This is a genomic window from Hyphobacterium marinum (assembly GCF_036330325.1).
In the GTDB taxonomy this organism is placed as follows: domain Bacteria; phylum Pseudomonadota; class Alphaproteobacteria; order Caulobacterales; family Maricaulaceae; genus Hyphobacterium; species Hyphobacterium marinum.
This window is the reverse complement of record NZ_JAZDRO010000004.1, coordinates 163,052-177,763: the sequence shown is the minus strand read 5'-3', so window position 1 is coordinate 177,763 and position 14,712 is coordinate 163,052. Positions and strand designations below refer to the sequence as shown.

The window sequence follows — 14,712 nt, the reverse complement described above, 5'->3', positions numbered from 1 at the left end:
GACTCCCGCGCGTTGGAGGGCGGTTTATAGGGCGCGTCCGCGCGCCTGTCCACGCCCGAAAATCAGCGCCGTCAATCAGTCCTCGTCCGGCTCGCCAGAGCCCGGCGGAAGCGCTTCGGGGTCGACCGGTTCGCCGGGCACGACATAGGCCCCGGAAAACCATTTCCCGAGATCGATATCGGCGCATTTGACCGAGCAGAAGGGTTTGATTTTGGCGTTCGACGGCTCGCCACAGATCGGGCAGGCCGGGCGTTTCTTCGGTTTGCTCATGCCGTGCTCACTTCAGCGGTTTCGCGCGGTGCGCCGTCCCGGGCCACGACATCGAAACGCGGGCCGATCCGGTCGGTCAGTGCGCCGTGCCAGAGATCGGCATGACTGTTCAACCAGTCCGAGACCTCCAAGGCAAGTGTGAGGCGGAGGCGGCTGCGGCGATTGGCGCGGCCCTCGGCTTCGAGGCGATGAAGGGCGCGCAGGGCGCAAGTCTCAACCGTGGGCGCGCCGGAGTCATCAAGCAGGATTTCAGACAGCGAGCGGCCGGTGCGCTGGCGGGCGAGCTCGACAATGCCGAAGGGCGACATGGGCGCAACATCGACGCGGGCCGGGTCGCGCTTGAAGGTGCGGCGCAGCGCCTGTTCGACCTCGGTGCGGGCCTTGCGGTCGCGCATGTGAACAAAATCAATGGCGACGATACCGCCCAGCCCCCGCAGGCGGATCTGGCGTGCGGCTTCCTTGGCCGCCGAGCGATTGAGGTCAGCGGCGAGCTTCTGCGCCCCGCCCTGCGCGGTACGCCCGGCCGCATCGACATCGATGGCGGTCAGGGCTGCGGTTTTCTCGATGATCAGGCGTCCGCCGCCGGGGATGTCAGCCGTTACCGAGAGCGCGGCCTCGATCTCGGCATCGAGATCAATGTCGCTTTCATCGGCCCAGAGCCCCTTGGCGTCGGGATAGCGCGCTGCCAGGCGGTCGGCGAGCGGCAGGGCTGGGGTCAGCAGCCGCGGCGCGTCGCCGCTTGCCTCGGCTTCGACGCTCGCCAGCGTCGGCCCCTTCTCGGCATGCGCTTCGCGCGTGACTTCGACCGGCCAGGCCGCGCCCTCGTGAAACCCGGCCGGCCGTCCGGCCTTGCCGAAGGGCAGAAAGCCGTCGGGACCCACGCCGAGATCGACGAAGGCGGCATTGAGACTGCCATCCACGCGGCGCACACGGCCCAGATAGACCGCACCGGCGGCGGCGCAGCTCTCCCGCGCGCTCCAGCGGTCGATGTGAAGCTCAGCGACACGGCCATCCTCGATCAGGGCGGCACGGGTTTCGCCGATGGCATCTTCCACGACGATTGTGCGGTTCATGTCCGGCCCCCGAAGACCGGATAGCCCATCCCGGTCAGCATCTGCGCGGTTTCGTGCAGTGGCAGGCCCATGACACCGGAATAGGAGCCCTGGAGGCTGGTCACAAAGGCTTCGGCCAGCCCCTGCACGCCATAACCGCCGGCCTTGCCCTGCCATTCGCCGGAATCGAGATAGGCCGCGATTTCGGTTTCTGACAGGCGTTTGAATTTGATCCGCGTTTCGACCACGCGCGATGCCATCGTGCCATCCGGGCTTTTCAGCGCCACGCCGGTCCAGACGCGGTGCGACGCCCCGGAGAGCAGGCGCAGGCAGGCGTCAGCCTCGGCCTCGGTTTCGGCCTTGGGCAGCGTACGGCGGCCGCGCGCGACAACCGTGTCAGAGCCCAGAACCAGCGCGTCGCCATGGTCGACAGCGTCGGCCTTGGAACAAGCAAGACGCAGCGCTATCTGGCGCGGCAATTCGCCGGGGATCTCGCTTTCGTCAATATCGGTGGGATGGACAGCATCGGGTTCAACGCCAATCCGCCGCAGCAATTCGAGACGCCGCGGCGAGGCGCTGGCCAGAACGAGGCGCGGACGGGTCGCTGTCATTGTCGCGCTCCGCGCCTCACGGCCTTACTTGAAGCGATAGGTGATACGTCCCTTGGTCAGGTCGTAGGGTGTCATTTCGACCAGCACCTTGTCGCCCGCCAGAACGCGGATGCGGTTCTTGCGCATCTTGCCAGCGGTGTGCGCAATGATCTCGTGATCATTTTCCAGCTTCACGCGGAAGGTGGCGTTCGGAAGCAATTCCGTCACCTCTCCGGGAAATTCGAGTAACTCTTCCTTCGCCATACGGCTCCTCTTGGTACAGGCACGTTGAATGAGGCCGGCATCCCTGCCCGCCCGAACTGGCGCGTATATAGGCCCTTATGCCCGCCCGCGTCGAGGCTTGATTGTGCAGGCCGTCACGCGCCGCCGGCGCGCCGGTGCAGCGATCCGATTAGGGTGAAGAGGCGCCGGGCGGTCTCGAAGTCCACCGCGATCTTGCCTTCGAGGCGCTCGCGCAGCAGTTCGGACCCCTCATTGTGGATGCCGCGGCGGCCCATATCGATCGCCTCGATCTGCGCCAGCGAGGCATCCCGGACCGCGTCGTTATAGCTGTCGCAAATCATGAAATAGTCTTTATACACGCCCCTGAACGGCCCCATCGAAAAGATGTGCGAGCGCAGGACATCACCGTCCTCGCCTTTCACCTCGATGTGCAGGCGACCCTCCTCGATGGCGAGGCGGACGGCATAGGGACCGGCATTCAGGCCGTCGGGCGCGAAGCGGTTGGAATCGAGCAGGTCATTGATCGCGATCCGCCGGTCATGGTCGGCCTGGGTTTCGGACAAGGCCCCGAAGCCGCTCAGTTCAAGGGCGGATATGCGCTCGTCTTCGCTCATGCCGTGTCCGGGTGATTCGGTCGCCGTGCCGCCGGCCAGGGCTGGGCAAGATCGGCCAGCAAGGCGTCCACGCATTCGACCTCCAGGCGTACCGCACCGCCACCAGAGAAGGTCAGTGTGATCCAGCCGCCGGGTGCTTCGCCGGGCTCGAAATTGACCGAGAGTAGCGACAGGACGGCGTCGGGTGCATCGCGGCGCAGCCGTGTGAATTTCGCGTCCAGCACGCCGCCGATATCGAGCGCGCTGCGCGTGCGCCAGCCCTTCCCCTTCCGGCCCGCTTCCCAGAGATAGCGGTTGACCGCGAGCGTGAATCGCCGCGCACCGGGCTTGAAAGACAGGTCCGCGACCTTGCACACGGCATCCTGCAGTGCCGCAGACAGCACCGGCAGATCGTCAGCGTCCTCGGCCGCGAGCCGCAAGGGTTTGAAATCCGGTCCCAAAGCGTCGTCCGTCCCTAGTCTGATCGCCGTTCGACATCCGCGCCGCAGGCGGCGAGCTTGCGTTCGAGATGCTCGAATCCGCGATCGAGATGATAGACCCGGTTGACCACGGTTTCACCGCGCGCGGCAAGCCCCGCGATAATGAGACAGACCGACGCACGCAAGTCCGTCGCCATCACCTGCGCGCCGGTCAGCTTGTCGACGCCGTTCACCAGCGCCGTGCTGCCGCGTACCGTGATATCCGCGCCCATCCGCGCCAGTTCCGGCGCGTGCATGAAGCGGTTCTCGAAAATCGTCTCGCGGATCGTGCATTCGCCTTTCGCCAACGCCATCAGCGCCATGAATTGCGCCTGCAGGTCGGTGGCAAAGCCCGGATAGGGTTCGGTGACGATGTCGACCGGCTTGATCGGCGTGCCATTGCGGCGAATGCGCATACCGCCTTCGACCGCCGTCACCTCGACACCCGCCGAGGCCATCGCCGACCACAGCGCTTCGTTGTGGCCCTGTTCGGCCCCCTCCAGCGTGACATCACCGCCCGCCGACGCGGCGGCCAGCGCATACGTCCCGGCCTCGATCCGGTCGGCGACGACCGGATGTTCGCAACCGGCCAGGCGATCGACGCCATTGATGACGATGGTCGAGGTGCCCGCACCGCTGACCCGCGCGCCCATCTTGTTGAGGCAATCGGCGAGATCGGCAATTTCCGGCTCGCAGGCCGTGTTCTTCAGCACCGTCTCACCCTTGGCCAGCGTCGCGGCGAGCATGGCGTGTTCGGTCGCACCAACCGAGACGAAGGGGAAATCGACGATGCCGCCCTTCAGGCCATTCGGGGCTGAGGCCACGACATAGCCGTCCTCGACCTCGATGGCCGCCCCCAGCGCTTTCAACGCCTTCAGGTGCAGGTCGACCGGCCGCGCTCCAATGGCACAGCCACCGGGCAGGGAAACGCGGGCCTTGCCTGCGCGCGCCAGGATCGGCCCCAGCACGTTGAAACTTGCGCGCATCTTCCGCACGAGATCATAGGGGGCTTCGGTACCGGCAAGGTCGCCGACATGAATCCGGAGCGTGCCCTCGCCGCGCTCAACGTCGGCACCGAGATGCTGCAGCAATTGCGACAGGAATCGCGTGTCAGCGAGGTCAGGCATGCGCGACAGCGTGACCGGCTCGTCGGTCAAAAGCGCGGCGGCCATCAGTTTTAGGGCGGAATTCTTCGCCCCGGAAATCGGAATGTGTCCGTTGAGCGGGTTGCCCCCGCGAACGTGAATGCGATCCATTAACTGGCTTTCCCAAGTGTGTCGAAGACCCCAGCATAGACCGGGGAAACAGGTGTCATTGTGGCGGCTTCTTGGTTTTTGATGCCGCTTTTCGCCGCCGCAGATTGGCGCGCAGCGCTTCGGCAAGCCGCGCCTCGCGTTCGGCACCAGGAGCCTTCGACCCCCGGCCAGGCGGGTTTGAGGATTTGTCTGTCATGGACTTGGTGATGGGGTTGTCTGCAACGAACGTCAAGGAGCACTTGGCGCGAGGGAAGGCTTGCGTTATACGCCGCATCCTCGAGAGTGGGCCGCAGTAGCTCAGTGGTAGAGCGCGTCATTGGTAATGACGAGGTCGGCAGTTCAATCCTGCCTTGCGGCACCATCCCCCTCATGACCCTTTTTCCAGACATACATCCCCAGATGGCCGGACTGACCCCCGTCAGCGGCGGGCATTCGATCTATTGGGAACGCAGCGGCAAGGCGGGTGGTGTACCCGCAGTGTTCCTTCATGGCGGGCCGGGATCGGGATGCACACCGACCCACAGGCGCTATTTTGACCCGGACATCTTCGACCTCACCCTGTTTGATCAGCGCGGCAGCGGGCGCTCGACACCGAAGGCGGGACTCGATGCCAACACGACCTCAGACCTGATCGCCGATATCGAATCCCTGCGGGAAATGGCGGGGCATGAGCGGTGGATTGTCGCCGGTCCGTCCTGGGGCTCAACACTCGCCATCGCCTACGCTGAAGCGCATCCTGAACGCGTCTCGGGCCTGCTGGTTGAAGGCGTCTATCTGGCCACGCGATCAGAAACCGATTGGTGGCATAGTGAAGACGGCGCTCCACGATTCCATCCCGACGCCTGGGCTGACTTCATCGCTCCGGTGCCGGAGGGATTCAGGGCGACAGCCAAGCAGGTTCGCGACTGGTATCTCGACGCGATGCGCCGCGAGGCCGAGGGTGGCGCACCGATCCTCGACCGGCTGGGCGATGCCAGTGCCGATATCGACGACCTGCGGCGTTCGGCGCTCTACCGCTGGACGGAATATGAGGAGCGCCTGTCCTGGCTGGCGTGTTCAGCGGACACCGCCCGCACGAGCATGGCCGCACGGGGCAAGGACTATGTCGTCTCGCACTCGCTTATCGAGGCGCACTATTTCGCGAACGACTGCTTTCTCGCCGAGGGCCAGCTTCTGGCGAATGCAGACCGGCTGGCGTCCATTCCGATGGAGATCATCCAAAGCCGGCAGGACATGGTCTGTCCGCCGCGCGCCGCCTGGCACCTGGCCCAGGCCTGTCCGCAGGCCCGCCTGACCATGATTGCCGGAAATGGCCACGCCATGACGGAAGCCGTCTATCCGGCGCTGATTGCGGCGCTGTCCCGCCTCGCCTAACGGCGTCCGTCGCGCGGCGGCAGGGCCCGGTCCCCGAACCACCACAGTGTCGCCGCCGACGCGGCAAAAGCGATATTGGCGATGAAATAGCCGATGAATTCGTCCTGCGCGTCCGCCGAGAGGAAGTTGCGGGCATTGCCCTCAATGATAGCGAAAAAGACGACCAGATAGACGGCCCAGAGGATGGGCGTGAGGATCGGGCGAACCAAAGCCCGAATGGCATTGACCCAGCGATAGGCCTCGCCAAGAGATGCCTCGGCCCGCAGGCTTTCACTCAGGCCTTCATAAGATGCCATCTGGCGGTCGTGCGCGTGCTCGACATCGCTGCGCCGGGCTGCGTGTTCGGCCTCCCCGGCCTGTAGCGTCCGTTCGTGCTGCCAGCGTTCGCGTTCATGGGCATTGGCCTGCCGGGCTTCGAAGTAGCCCGCGACGCGGCCCATCGCGGTGCCGACCATGCCCAGGAGACCGCCGGTCGCGGCCGAGCTGCCAAGTTCAAACAAGTCCATATCGGTCACCTTGCGGTCAGGAGGAATGCGGAGGCTGGATGTCGAGTGGCGCGATGGCCGGCTGGCCGGGCGATTCCGGATCGCCATGGATCAGCGAGCGGTAGTCCCGGTTCTGCAGATCGGCCGGGATGAAAACGGTCTGGCCATCGGTGCGGACGGCTTCGACCAGCGTTTGCCCGTCATCGGTCCAGCGTGCGGCCTGGAATTGCCTCATGATCAGATCTCCGCGTCGGCTTCGATTGTGATGGCGGTGGCGCTCGTGTGACTGAGCTCAAACCCGTCTGCGGTTGCGGCGCTCGCTGATCCGGCGGACAGCGAAAGAGTCGGCGCGGCCCGCAATCCGGCAAGCGCGACATGGCGGCTGCCGTTTTCCGACTGCGCCGTCAGGGTCTGGAAATACCGGCGGCAGAGCGCGGTTTCGAGCGCCAGCGGACGGGATTCGAACGGGGTCATGCGGGCTCCACGTTCCAGCTGGATTCCCGCAATGTCGATGGACCCACTAGCCGCGGCGACCGGGAAGAGGTTGAAAAAGAGCTGGAGGTTGTTGCCTGCGCCGGTCGTCTTGCCGGCGATGGACGGCAGTTCCAGGGTTCGGGAAATCCGTTGCCAGTCCGTCGTCAGTGCGATTGATGTGTCGAACGTGTTGAAGACTTTCGCCGATCCGCCGCTGCCGAAGTCCTGATAGAGGCCGATATCATTGATTGCCGAACCGTTCGCAGAACGCGCCCAGAAGGACAGCGTCACGTCGGTGTTCTCCAGCGCGCAAACGGACTCGATGCGCTGCTGGAAATAGGCGAACGAGCCCGCGTTCGGCTTGTCTATCCGGACAAAGCTCGACAGCGGTGCGTTGATCTCCCCGGGATCCAGAGCCTCGCGCGAGACCGCGAACCCGGCATCGTCGGAGACAAAACTGAACCGGTCGGCGGAACCGAAACCGCTCGCGGACTGGCTGTCGCCACGCGCCCAGACGTCGAATCCGCCATTGATGACCGTGTTGCGCAGCCCGCCCAGCGGCCCGCCATTCAGCGCGGCGGTGTCCAGACCAAGGCCGGCGCTGACCCGGCCCGTGCTCCGGTCGATGGCGAGGGCCTGCAGCCAGGCCGATCCGTCGGCGCTGACCTTCACACCGAGATTGTCATCCCCGACAAGGCCGACCTCGGCGCGGCCCGACCAGCCCGACTGGAACAGGAGCGAGAGGACGTTCTCAGCCGTCTCCTTGTTCAGGACGTAGCGCAGGTCGCCGGTCCCGCCCTCGCCGGACGACTGGGCGGTCCACAGCGCCGCGTTCAGCTTTGCGGAAAAGGGATTGGCCGCGTCCGCGCCTGTGCCGATACCGAGCCTCGCGAGGTTATGGAATTCGGTGGCGAGGCTCGCCGTCTCGATCCAGGTGTTACCATCAAAGACGAGCATCCGGTTTTCATCGGCGACATAGGCCCGCCAGCCTGGGCCCGGTTCCAGCATCTCCCATTCGCCATCGCGGAAATAGGCGAGCGTGCCGTCGGGGTGACTATCCCAGGCCGAGCCCGTCGCGCTGTCCGGCAGGATGTAGACGGCACCGTCCTCCGGTGTCGCGGGCTGGGCAGTGGTCGAGCGGCTGGCCGCACTCATCTGGACCAGCGCATCGAGCCGGCGGAGGCTCTCATTGACCGTCACATGCTTCTGGGCCTGCGCCGGCATGAGGTAATCCAGTGAAAGATTGGCCGTCGTCTCGATAGGCATGGCATTGTCCTGGTCCGCTATCCCCGGAACGCTAGCCTTGCCGGGGCCGACCGGGGATGCTTTGCGGACTATCCCCGCGCATTGCCGTGTAGGGTCGGGTGGTGCTAACCGCAGCCGCAAGCCGATTGTGCAATGATGAGGACGAAGCGATGAGCGGACCAATCCGCGACCTTGCCGGGGATTTCGAGACTTTCACCCCGGCGGAATGGCAGGCGCTGGCCCAAAGAGCTATCGGCGACCGGGATTTTCAGCGCACGCTCATCCGCCAGACACAGGGCGGACTGGCGCGCGGGCCGGTCTTCTTCGAGACCAAGGCCCCTCGCCCCCTTACCGCCCTGCCCGCGGCGGTCGATCCGTATCGGCCCTGGGGCATCGCGCAAGGCTTTTCTGACGCCGATCCGGAAACCGCGAATTCGGCCATTCTGGAGGACCTTGCCGGTGGCGTCAGTGATCTTGTCCTGAAGATTGATCCGTCCGGCAAGCACGGCATCGCCGTCAAGTCGGTGTCGGATGCAGCCCGTCTGCTGGACGGGGTCGATATCGTGCTCGCCCCGGTCTTTCTCGACGCAGGAACGACGCCGGACATCGCCGAACACATCTTGCCGCTGCTCGAAGCAGCCCGCAAAACCTCCGGCGAATTGAGAGGCGGACTGGGCCTCACGCCGACTGATGCCGATGGCTACGCGCTGGCCGCGCGGCTTGGCGACGCCTTGCCGGGTATCGAAACCCACCTGGTTGATGCCCGCGCCATACATGATGCGGGCGGGACGGAAGTCCAGGAACTTGCCTTTGCCGCGGCCGGGCTGAACCGGGCAATGCGCGGCCTGATGGAATCGGGTCTTTCCGCAGACCTGGCCGCCCAGCGGATCGGTGTCACACTCGCCGTCGATGCCGACATTCACGGCGGCATCGCCAAAATCCGGGCCGCCCGGCGCATCTTCGCCGCCATTCTCGAACAATTCGGTGTCTCCTCCGAGCATCGCCGCCCCCGCATCCGGGCGGTCACCTCCTTCCGCACGCTCTCTGCCAGCGACCCGTGGACCAATCTCATTCGCACCGCGACGGCCGGTTTCGCCGCCGGGTGCGCCAGCGTGGATGCGCTGACCGTTCGTCCGCTAACCGATGCAATAGGCCGTCCGAGTGCCTTTGGCCGCCGTCTGGCGCGCAATCTCCACATTATGCTGCAGGAAGAATCCGGCATTGGCCGCGTCGCCGATCCGGCCGGTGGCAGCTTCCTCCACGAGACGCTCACCGAGTCACTCGCCAAGGCAGCGTGGGAGCAGTTCCGCATACTGGAAGGCGATGGCGGCTACGACGCAGCGGTGTCAGGAGGCCCGTTTGCCGGGGAGATTGCTGCGGCCCATGCGGCCCTGATCGAACGGCATGCGACGGGCCGGGACACGCTGGTCGGTGTCAGCCAATTCGTTCCGGCCGATGTGAAACCGATCCTGGCCGCCGATACGGACTGGCAGGCCAACCTGCCGCCCTCACCCTTCGCACCGGTCCGAATCGCCGAACCCTTCGAAGCGCGGCACGCACGGAGCAGCACAGCGGCGAAGGACAAGCGGACCGTCTTCCTTGCCACGCTTGGCACGCTCGCTGATTTCAACGCCCGCGCGACCTTTGCGGCCGGGCGGCTCGCCGTGGCCGGGCTCGCCGTGAGCGAAGCCGCGCCCTACGAAACCCGTGACGCGCTGATCGCGACTTTCAAGAAATCCGGTTCACCGCTCGCCGTCCTGTGCGGCACGGATGCAGCCTATGGCGAGGCGGCCAACGAAACGGCCGCGGCCCTCAAGGAAGCCGGCGCGACAGCCGTCTGGCTGGCGGGCGCGCCCGATCCGGACTTCACAGAGGTGGATCATTTCATCCACATGAAGAGCCATTCGCTCGACGACGCCGACGCCGCCCACGCCGTGCTGGAGATTGCGTGATGAGCCGCTTCCCTGACTTCGCCAATATTGCCCTTCCCGACACACTGGACACCGCCGCTCTGCCGGAGGGCCGCGAGTCCATGACTGCCGAAGGCATCGCCATAGCGCCCGCCTACGGTCCCGACAGTACCGAAGGGCTGGATTTCATCGGCGGCGTACCTGGCAAGGCACCATTCCTGCGCGGGCCCTACCCGACGATGTATCTCCAGCGGCCCTGGACGATCCGTCAGTATGCCGGTTTCTCCACCGCAAAGGATTCCAACGCCTTCTACCGGCGCAATCTCGCCGCTGGACAGAAAGGCCTTTCGGTCGCGTTCGATCTCGCCACGCACCGTGGCTATGACAGTGACCACGAACGCGTCACCGGCGATGTCGGCATGGCGGGCGTGGCCATCGATTCCATTCTCGACATGCGCGAGCTGTTCGACGGGATTCCGCTCGACCGGATGAGCGTGTCGATGACGATGAATGGCGCGGTCCTGCCGATCCTGGCGCTCTTCATTGTCGCGGGCGAGGAACAGGGCGTCAGCCCGGAGAAGCTGTCGGGCACCATCCAGAACGACATCCTCAAAGAATTCATGGTGCGCAACACCTATATCTATCCCCCTGCGCACTCGATGCGGATCGTCTCGGACATTTTCGCCTACACGGCTGAAAATATGCCGAAATTCAATTCGATCTCGATCTCCGGCTATCACATGCAGGAAGCGGGCGCGCCCGCCGATCTGGAGCTCGCCTACACGATTGCCGACGGCCTCGAATACATCAAAGCCGGGGTCGAGGCGGGGCTCGATGTCGACGCCTTCGCGCCGCGGCTCTCCTTCTTCTTCGGCATCGGCATGAACGTCTTCATGGAGATCGCCAAGCTGCGCGCCGCGCGGCTTCTGTGGGCGCGGCTGGTGAAGGACCGTTTTGCACCGAAGAGCGACAAGTCGCTCTCTTTGCGCACCCACTGCCAGACCTCCGGCTGGTCGCTGACCGCCCAGGACGTCTTTAACAATGTCGGGCGGACGGCGCTCGAAGCCATCGCCGCCGTCGATGGTCATACCCAGTCGCTGCACACCAATTCGCTCGACGAAGCGCTGGCCCTGCCGACGGATTTTTCCGCGCGTATCGCCCGGAATACGCAGCTCCTGCTGGCGACCGAGGCCAAGCTCTGCGACGCGATCGATCCGTGGGGTGGCAGCCATTATGTCGAGCGCCTGACGCATGACCTCGCCGCGCGCGCGCTGGCGCATATCGAGGAAACCGACCGTCTGGGCGGCATGGCGCGCGCGATTGACGAAGGTACGCCGAAACTGCGCATCGAGGAGGCTGCGGCCCGCACCCAGGCGCGCATCGATTCCGGCAAGCAGACCATCGTCGGCGTGAACAAGTTCCGCCTCGACGAAGAGGAGGATGTCCCGGTCCTGAAAGTCGACAATGCCCGTGTGCGTCGCGAGCAGATCGAAAAGCTTCGCGCGCTCCGGGCCAACCGGAAGGATGACGCGGTTGAGAGCGCGCTCGAGGCCCTCACCGAGGCGGCGCGCAGCGGCAAGGGCAATCTTCTCGCGCTGGCTGTCGAGGCTGCTCGCGCCCATGCCACCGTCGGGGAAATTTCGACCGCACTGGAGACCGCGTGGGGCCGCCATGTCGCCGAGCCGGACGGGGTGAAGGGCGTTTATCTCGAAGCCGCAGGGCAGGACGAGTGGATCGAGGCCGCCCGTCAGCGCGCAACGACATTCTCCGGCAAGCATGGCCGCAAGCCGCGGATCTATATCGCGAAAATGGGCCAGGACGGTCACGACCGCGGCCAGAAGGTCGTCGCCTCCGCGCTCGGCGATCTGGGGTGGGAGGTTCATATCGGCCCGCTCTTCCAGACGCCCTCCGAAGCCGCCGACGATGCGGCGAAAGCCGATGTCGACATCGTCGCCGCGTCCTCGCTCGCGGCCGGTCACCTCACGCTGGTTCCCGAGTTGCGCAACGCGCTGGTCGACCGGGGACGCAGTGACACGCTGATCGTCGTCGGCGGTGTCGTGCCGCCCGAAGACGTACCTGTCCTGCGCCAGATGGGCGCGCGGGCGGTCTTCCCGCCCGGGGCCATCATCGCCCGTACGGCCCTGGAAATGCTGGAGAAACTCGGCATCGAGGACGACGGCTAGATCGTCCGGGATCGTGCCGCAGCGCGTCCCTCTGTGATCATTCTGTGGGCCGGTTAGGCTTCTTTGTCCCAGCGGCAGAAAGGACCAGAAGCCATGATCGTCACGACCACGCCCAACATCGAGGGCCAGAGCATTCGCGAATACAAGGGCGTCGTCACGGGCGAGGCCATTCTCGGCGCGCACCTGTTCCGCGATCTCTTTGCCGGCATCCGAGACATCGTTGGCGGGCGCTCGGGCAGCTATGAGAAATCCCTGCGCGAAGCACGCGAAATCGCCCTCCGGGAACTCCAGGAGGAAGCCCAGAAACGCGGCGCAAACGCCGTCGTCGGTGTCGATCTCGACTATGAGGTCATCGGTGAGCAGGGCTCGATGCTGATGGTCTCGGCCAGCGGCACAGCGGTGGTCGCGGGATAAGAGCGGAACATCGCGCGGCAAAATCGCGTATACTCCTGTCACCCGCCTATCGCGGGACCGTCCAGGAGGCCTCGCCATGTGCCGCTATCTGATCGCCCTGCCTGCTCTCCTGCTGGCCGCCTGTGCCAGCACGCCAACGGCCTATGCGCCCTCTGCGCGCGGCGAACCGGGCTATCACGACAGCCAGATCGAGAATGACCGTTTCCGGGTCGGCTTTACCGGCGGGCCGGATGTCAGCGTTGGACGGGTGGAGGACCTGGCCCTGCGCCGCGCGGCGGAGGTCACGCTGCAAGCGGGCGACGACTGGTTCGAGGTGATCGGTCGCGACCGGCATTCACGCGGCGACCGCGACAGCCCGGTCAGTGTCGGCGGATCTGTGGGCCAGAGCTTTGGCGGGCGCGGCTATCGCGGGTCCAGCGTGGGACTGGGCGTCAGCTTCAATTCCGGCCGGGTGCGGCGCACCACTGTATCGCTGGATATTCTGACGGGCGATGGCCCGCGTCCCGATGGTCCCGACTTCTACGACGCGCACGACGTGATCGCGAATGTCCCGCCGCTCTGACGGCCTCAGCCTTCGTCGATCAGCGCCTTGGCCTGCCCCACCCAGTCATCACGGGTGATGCGGCCACGCGCATTCAGTTTTTCGTCCCATTCCGCCACGTCGTCCCCGGTCCAGGCCGCGATCTGTTCGAAAGACGTCACGCCGCCTTCTCGCAGCGCCGCAGCCGCTTTCGGCCCAAGCCCGCGAATAACCAGGAGGTCGTTGTGGGGCACCGGCGTTTCGGTTTCAGGCTCGGGCTCGACAGTCTCGTCATCGTCCTTGCGGGCAGCGGCGAGTGAGCGGCTGAGGTCATCGTTCTGACGGCGCAGACGTGAGACTTCTTCCTGCGCCGAGACCAGCGCCCGGCGGTCGCCGCCTGTACCGCCCGACCAGATGCGCCATCCGGCCGCGATCCCGATACCAAAGGCCAGGAACAGCAATAGCCACATTTGCCAGATCAGCCAGAGCATCTATTCGCCTTCCAATTGTGTCGTTTCAAACCGGACAATCGCACCGCCCGGCTCGGCCACTTCCGTCCCGATCCGGCTGCCATCTGCACCGCCGGAGACCAGCGCCTCGCGGACCGCCTCGGCCCGGGCCTCGGCCAGGCGCTGCGGATCGAGCGGGATACCACCTTCGCGGGCTACGGTCACAGTCAACCGCGTATCCGGGCAGGTTTCCAGCATGGCCCCCAGGCTGGTGAGAAGACCGCGTGACCGGTCCACGAGAGTTTCGAGCGCCGGGTCAAACTGAACATCGCCCTCGCGCAGCGCGGCATGAAAGAGCACGCCGCAGGCCTGGGCGTCCGGGATGACCGACAGGGCCGCACCCCCACCATTTTCGATATAGGCTGCCCCAATGACGGGATCAGGCAAATCGGTCGCTCCGCGGACGGTTGAACTGGCCGTCTGACCATTGCTGGCGACACCATGCAGGACGCCGCGATTGGACCGGACCGCGATCGAACCCCGGTCGAGACGTGCCAGTTCGGCCAGAAGGCGGCGGGCCGCTTCCTCGGACGCCGGGTCGGCGCTGGTGTCCGCCTCGATTTGCAGCGAAACGTCCGCGCCCGCCGGGAACAGGCGTTCGGCATACCGCGTCAGCGCGTCCCGCGTGGTGTCGGTCGCGACCTCGCCGGTCATCACCAGACGGCCATTCAGCGCACGGGCCCGCAAGCCGAAATCGCTGTCGATCGCTGTTGGGGTGGTGTCATCGATAACGCGCGTCACGCCGCCGGCAAAGCTGCCGCCCGCCCATTCGGCCGCCTCAACGGCCGCCAGAGCATCGAGACGCGCCGCATCGCTCGGGGCCTGGCCGGTGACCGTTGCGGTCTGACCGTTCAGGCTGACGGCGGCCCAGCCGTGCTCACGCCCGGCCAGCGCGGCCTCGGCGGCCTGCTGTAGACGGGCTTCAAGGCGGCCAGCGGAAACTCCGCCAGCGTGGACGCCCCACAGCCCCAGCAGAAGTAAAGCGCCGCCCGCCACCGCCAGTATGCGCCAGATGCGCGGTGTCATGTCCTAGGTCCCGATCTGCGAATCAACGTCGCCCACCTGTGAGTGTAGCCCGGAAGTGGGCGTTTTTCCGGCAGGTTTCCAGACCCCAG

The 14,712-nt window shown here is 65.6% G+C and carries 17 protein-coding genes and 1 tRNA gene; 6 read left to right on the top strand and 12 right to left on the bottom strand.

What is annotated here, in order from left to right:
• Nucleotides 1-75: 75 nt before the first annotated feature.
• The 7 genes from V0U35_RS10560 to murA all read right to left on the bottom strand — a co-directional run bounded on the left by V0U35_RS10560 (nt 76) and on the right by murA (nt 4,483).
• Complete coding sequence (locus V0U35_RS10560; protein ID WP_330196676.1) at nt 76-270, bottom strand: DNA gyrase inhibitor YacG; 195 nt, start codon at nt 268-270, stop codon at nt 76-78.
• The gene (locus V0U35_RS10555) at nt 267-1,343 is read right to left on the bottom strand and encodes a ribonuclease E/G (protein ID WP_330196675.1); all 1,077 of its coding nucleotides are present in this window, start codon (nt 1,341-1,343) and stop codon (nt 267-269) included. The genes V0U35_RS10560 and V0U35_RS10555 overlap by 4 nt, the downstream gene beginning before the upstream one ends.
• Nucleotides 1,340-1,933, bottom strand: coding sequence for a Maf family protein (locus tag V0U35_RS10550; RefSeq protein ID WP_330196674.1), 594 nt, complete (start codon nt 1,931-1,933; stop codon nt 1,340-1,342). The genes V0U35_RS10555 and V0U35_RS10550 overlap by 4 nt, the downstream gene beginning before the upstream one ends.
• Nucleotides 1,934-1,957: 24 nt before the next feature.
• A complete protein-coding gene (gene infA, locus V0U35_RS10545) occupies nt 1,958-2,176 on the bottom strand; it encodes a translation initiation factor IF-1 (protein WP_019961978.1) in 219 nt (72 codons plus the stop codon).
• Nucleotides 2,177-2,289: 113 nt separating this feature from the next.
• Entirely contained in the window at nt 2,290-2,769 is a 480-nt protein-coding gene (locus tag V0U35_RS10540) for a UPF0262 family protein (RefSeq protein ID WP_330196673.1), read from the bottom strand.
• The gene (locus V0U35_RS10535; RefSeq protein WP_330196672.1) at nt 2,766-3,188 is read right to left on the bottom strand and encodes a DUF2948 family protein; all 423 of its coding nucleotides are present in this window, start codon (nt 3,186-3,188) and stop codon (nt 2,766-2,768) included. Before V0U35_RS10535 ends, V0U35_RS10540 begins: the two co-directional genes overlap by 4 nt.
• Nucleotides 3,189-3,223: 35 nt before the next feature.
• Complete coding sequence (gene murA / locus V0U35_RS10530; protein WP_330196671.1) at nt 3,224-4,483, bottom strand: UDP-N-acetylglucosamine 1-carboxyvinyltransferase; 1,260 nt, start codon at nt 4,481-4,483, stop codon at nt 3,224-3,226.
• A gap of 286 nt (nt 4,484-4,769) precedes the next feature.
• Between murA and V0U35_RS10525 the strand changes: the two genes are divergently transcribed.
• Both V0U35_RS10525 and pip read left to right on the top strand, forming a co-directional pair.
• Nucleotides 4,770-4,844 (top strand) — tRNA-Thr (locus V0U35_RS10525).
• Between the two features lie 38 nt (nt 4,845-4,882).
• On the top strand, nt 4,883-5,857 hold the full coding sequence (pip, locus tag V0U35_RS10520; protein ID WP_330196670.1) for a prolyl aminopeptidase: 975 nt from the start codon (nt 4,883-4,885) through the stop codon (nt 5,855-5,857).
• On the opposite strand, the gene V0U35_RS10515 is transcribed toward pip, so the two are convergent.
• From V0U35_RS10515 to V0U35_RS10505, 3 genes are read right to left on the bottom strand one after another with little or no spacing between them, the layout of a single operon-like run.
• Nucleotides 5,854-6,363 (bottom strand): hypothetical protein, encoded by a 510-nt coding sequence (locus V0U35_RS10515; RefSeq protein WP_330196669.1) that lies wholly within the window; start codon nt 6,361-6,363, stop codon nt 5,854-5,856. The two genes, pip and V0U35_RS10515, sit on opposite strands and share 4 nt — an antisense overlap.
• 16 nt (nt 6,364-6,379) lie before the next feature.
• A complete protein-coding gene (locus V0U35_RS10510) occupies nt 6,380-6,577 on the bottom strand; it encodes a hypothetical protein (protein ID WP_330196668.1) in 198 nt (65 codons plus the stop codon).
• A 2-nt stretch (nt 6,578-6,579) separates the two neighbouring features.
• A complete protein-coding gene (locus tag V0U35_RS10505) occupies nt 6,580-8,082 on the bottom strand; it encodes a DUF2793 domain-containing protein (RefSeq protein WP_330196667.1) in 1,503 nt (500 codons plus the stop codon).
• Nucleotides 8,083-8,231: 149 nt separating this feature from the next.
• On the opposite strand from V0U35_RS10505, the gene V0U35_RS10500 reads away from it, so the two are divergent.
• The 4 genes from V0U35_RS10500 (at nt 8,232) to V0U35_RS10485 (ending at nt 13,130) form a co-directional block, all read left to right on the top strand.
• Nucleotides 8,232-10,013, top strand: a complete 1,782-nt coding sequence (locus V0U35_RS10500; RefSeq protein WP_330196666.1) for a methylmalonyl-CoA mutase family protein — start codon at nt 8,232-8,234, stop codon at nt 10,011-10,013.
• Entirely contained in the window at nt 10,013-12,154 is a 2,142-nt protein-coding gene (gene scpA / locus V0U35_RS10495; protein WP_330196665.1) for a methylmalonyl-CoA mutase, read from the top strand. The genes V0U35_RS10500 and scpA overlap by 1 nt, the downstream gene beginning before the upstream one ends.
• A 93-nt stretch (nt 12,155-12,247) precedes the next feature.
• Nucleotides 12,248-12,568, top strand: coding sequence for a heavy metal-binding domain-containing protein (locus V0U35_RS10490; RefSeq protein ID WP_330196664.1), 321 nt, complete (start codon nt 12,248-12,250; stop codon nt 12,566-12,568).
• A 76-nt stretch (nt 12,569-12,644) separates the two neighbouring features.
• Nucleotides 12,645-13,130, top strand: coding sequence for a CC0125/CC1285 family lipoprotein (locus tag V0U35_RS10485; RefSeq protein WP_330196663.1), 486 nt, complete (start codon nt 12,645-12,647; stop codon nt 13,128-13,130).
• Between the two features lie 5 nt (nt 13,131-13,135).
• Here the strand turns inward: V0U35_RS10485 and V0U35_RS10480 are convergent, their stop codons facing one another.
• Together V0U35_RS10480 and V0U35_RS10475 are read right to left on the bottom strand one after the other, a co-directional pair.
• Entirely contained in the window at nt 13,136-13,579 is a 444-nt protein-coding gene (locus V0U35_RS10480; protein WP_330196662.1) for a helix-hairpin-helix domain-containing protein, read from the bottom strand.
• Nucleotides 13,580-14,623, bottom strand: a complete 1,044-nt coding sequence (locus V0U35_RS10475) for an OmpA family protein (protein ID WP_330196661.1) — start codon at nt 14,621-14,623, stop codon at nt 13,580-13,582.
• Nucleotides 14,624-14,712: the final 89 nt, after the last annotated feature.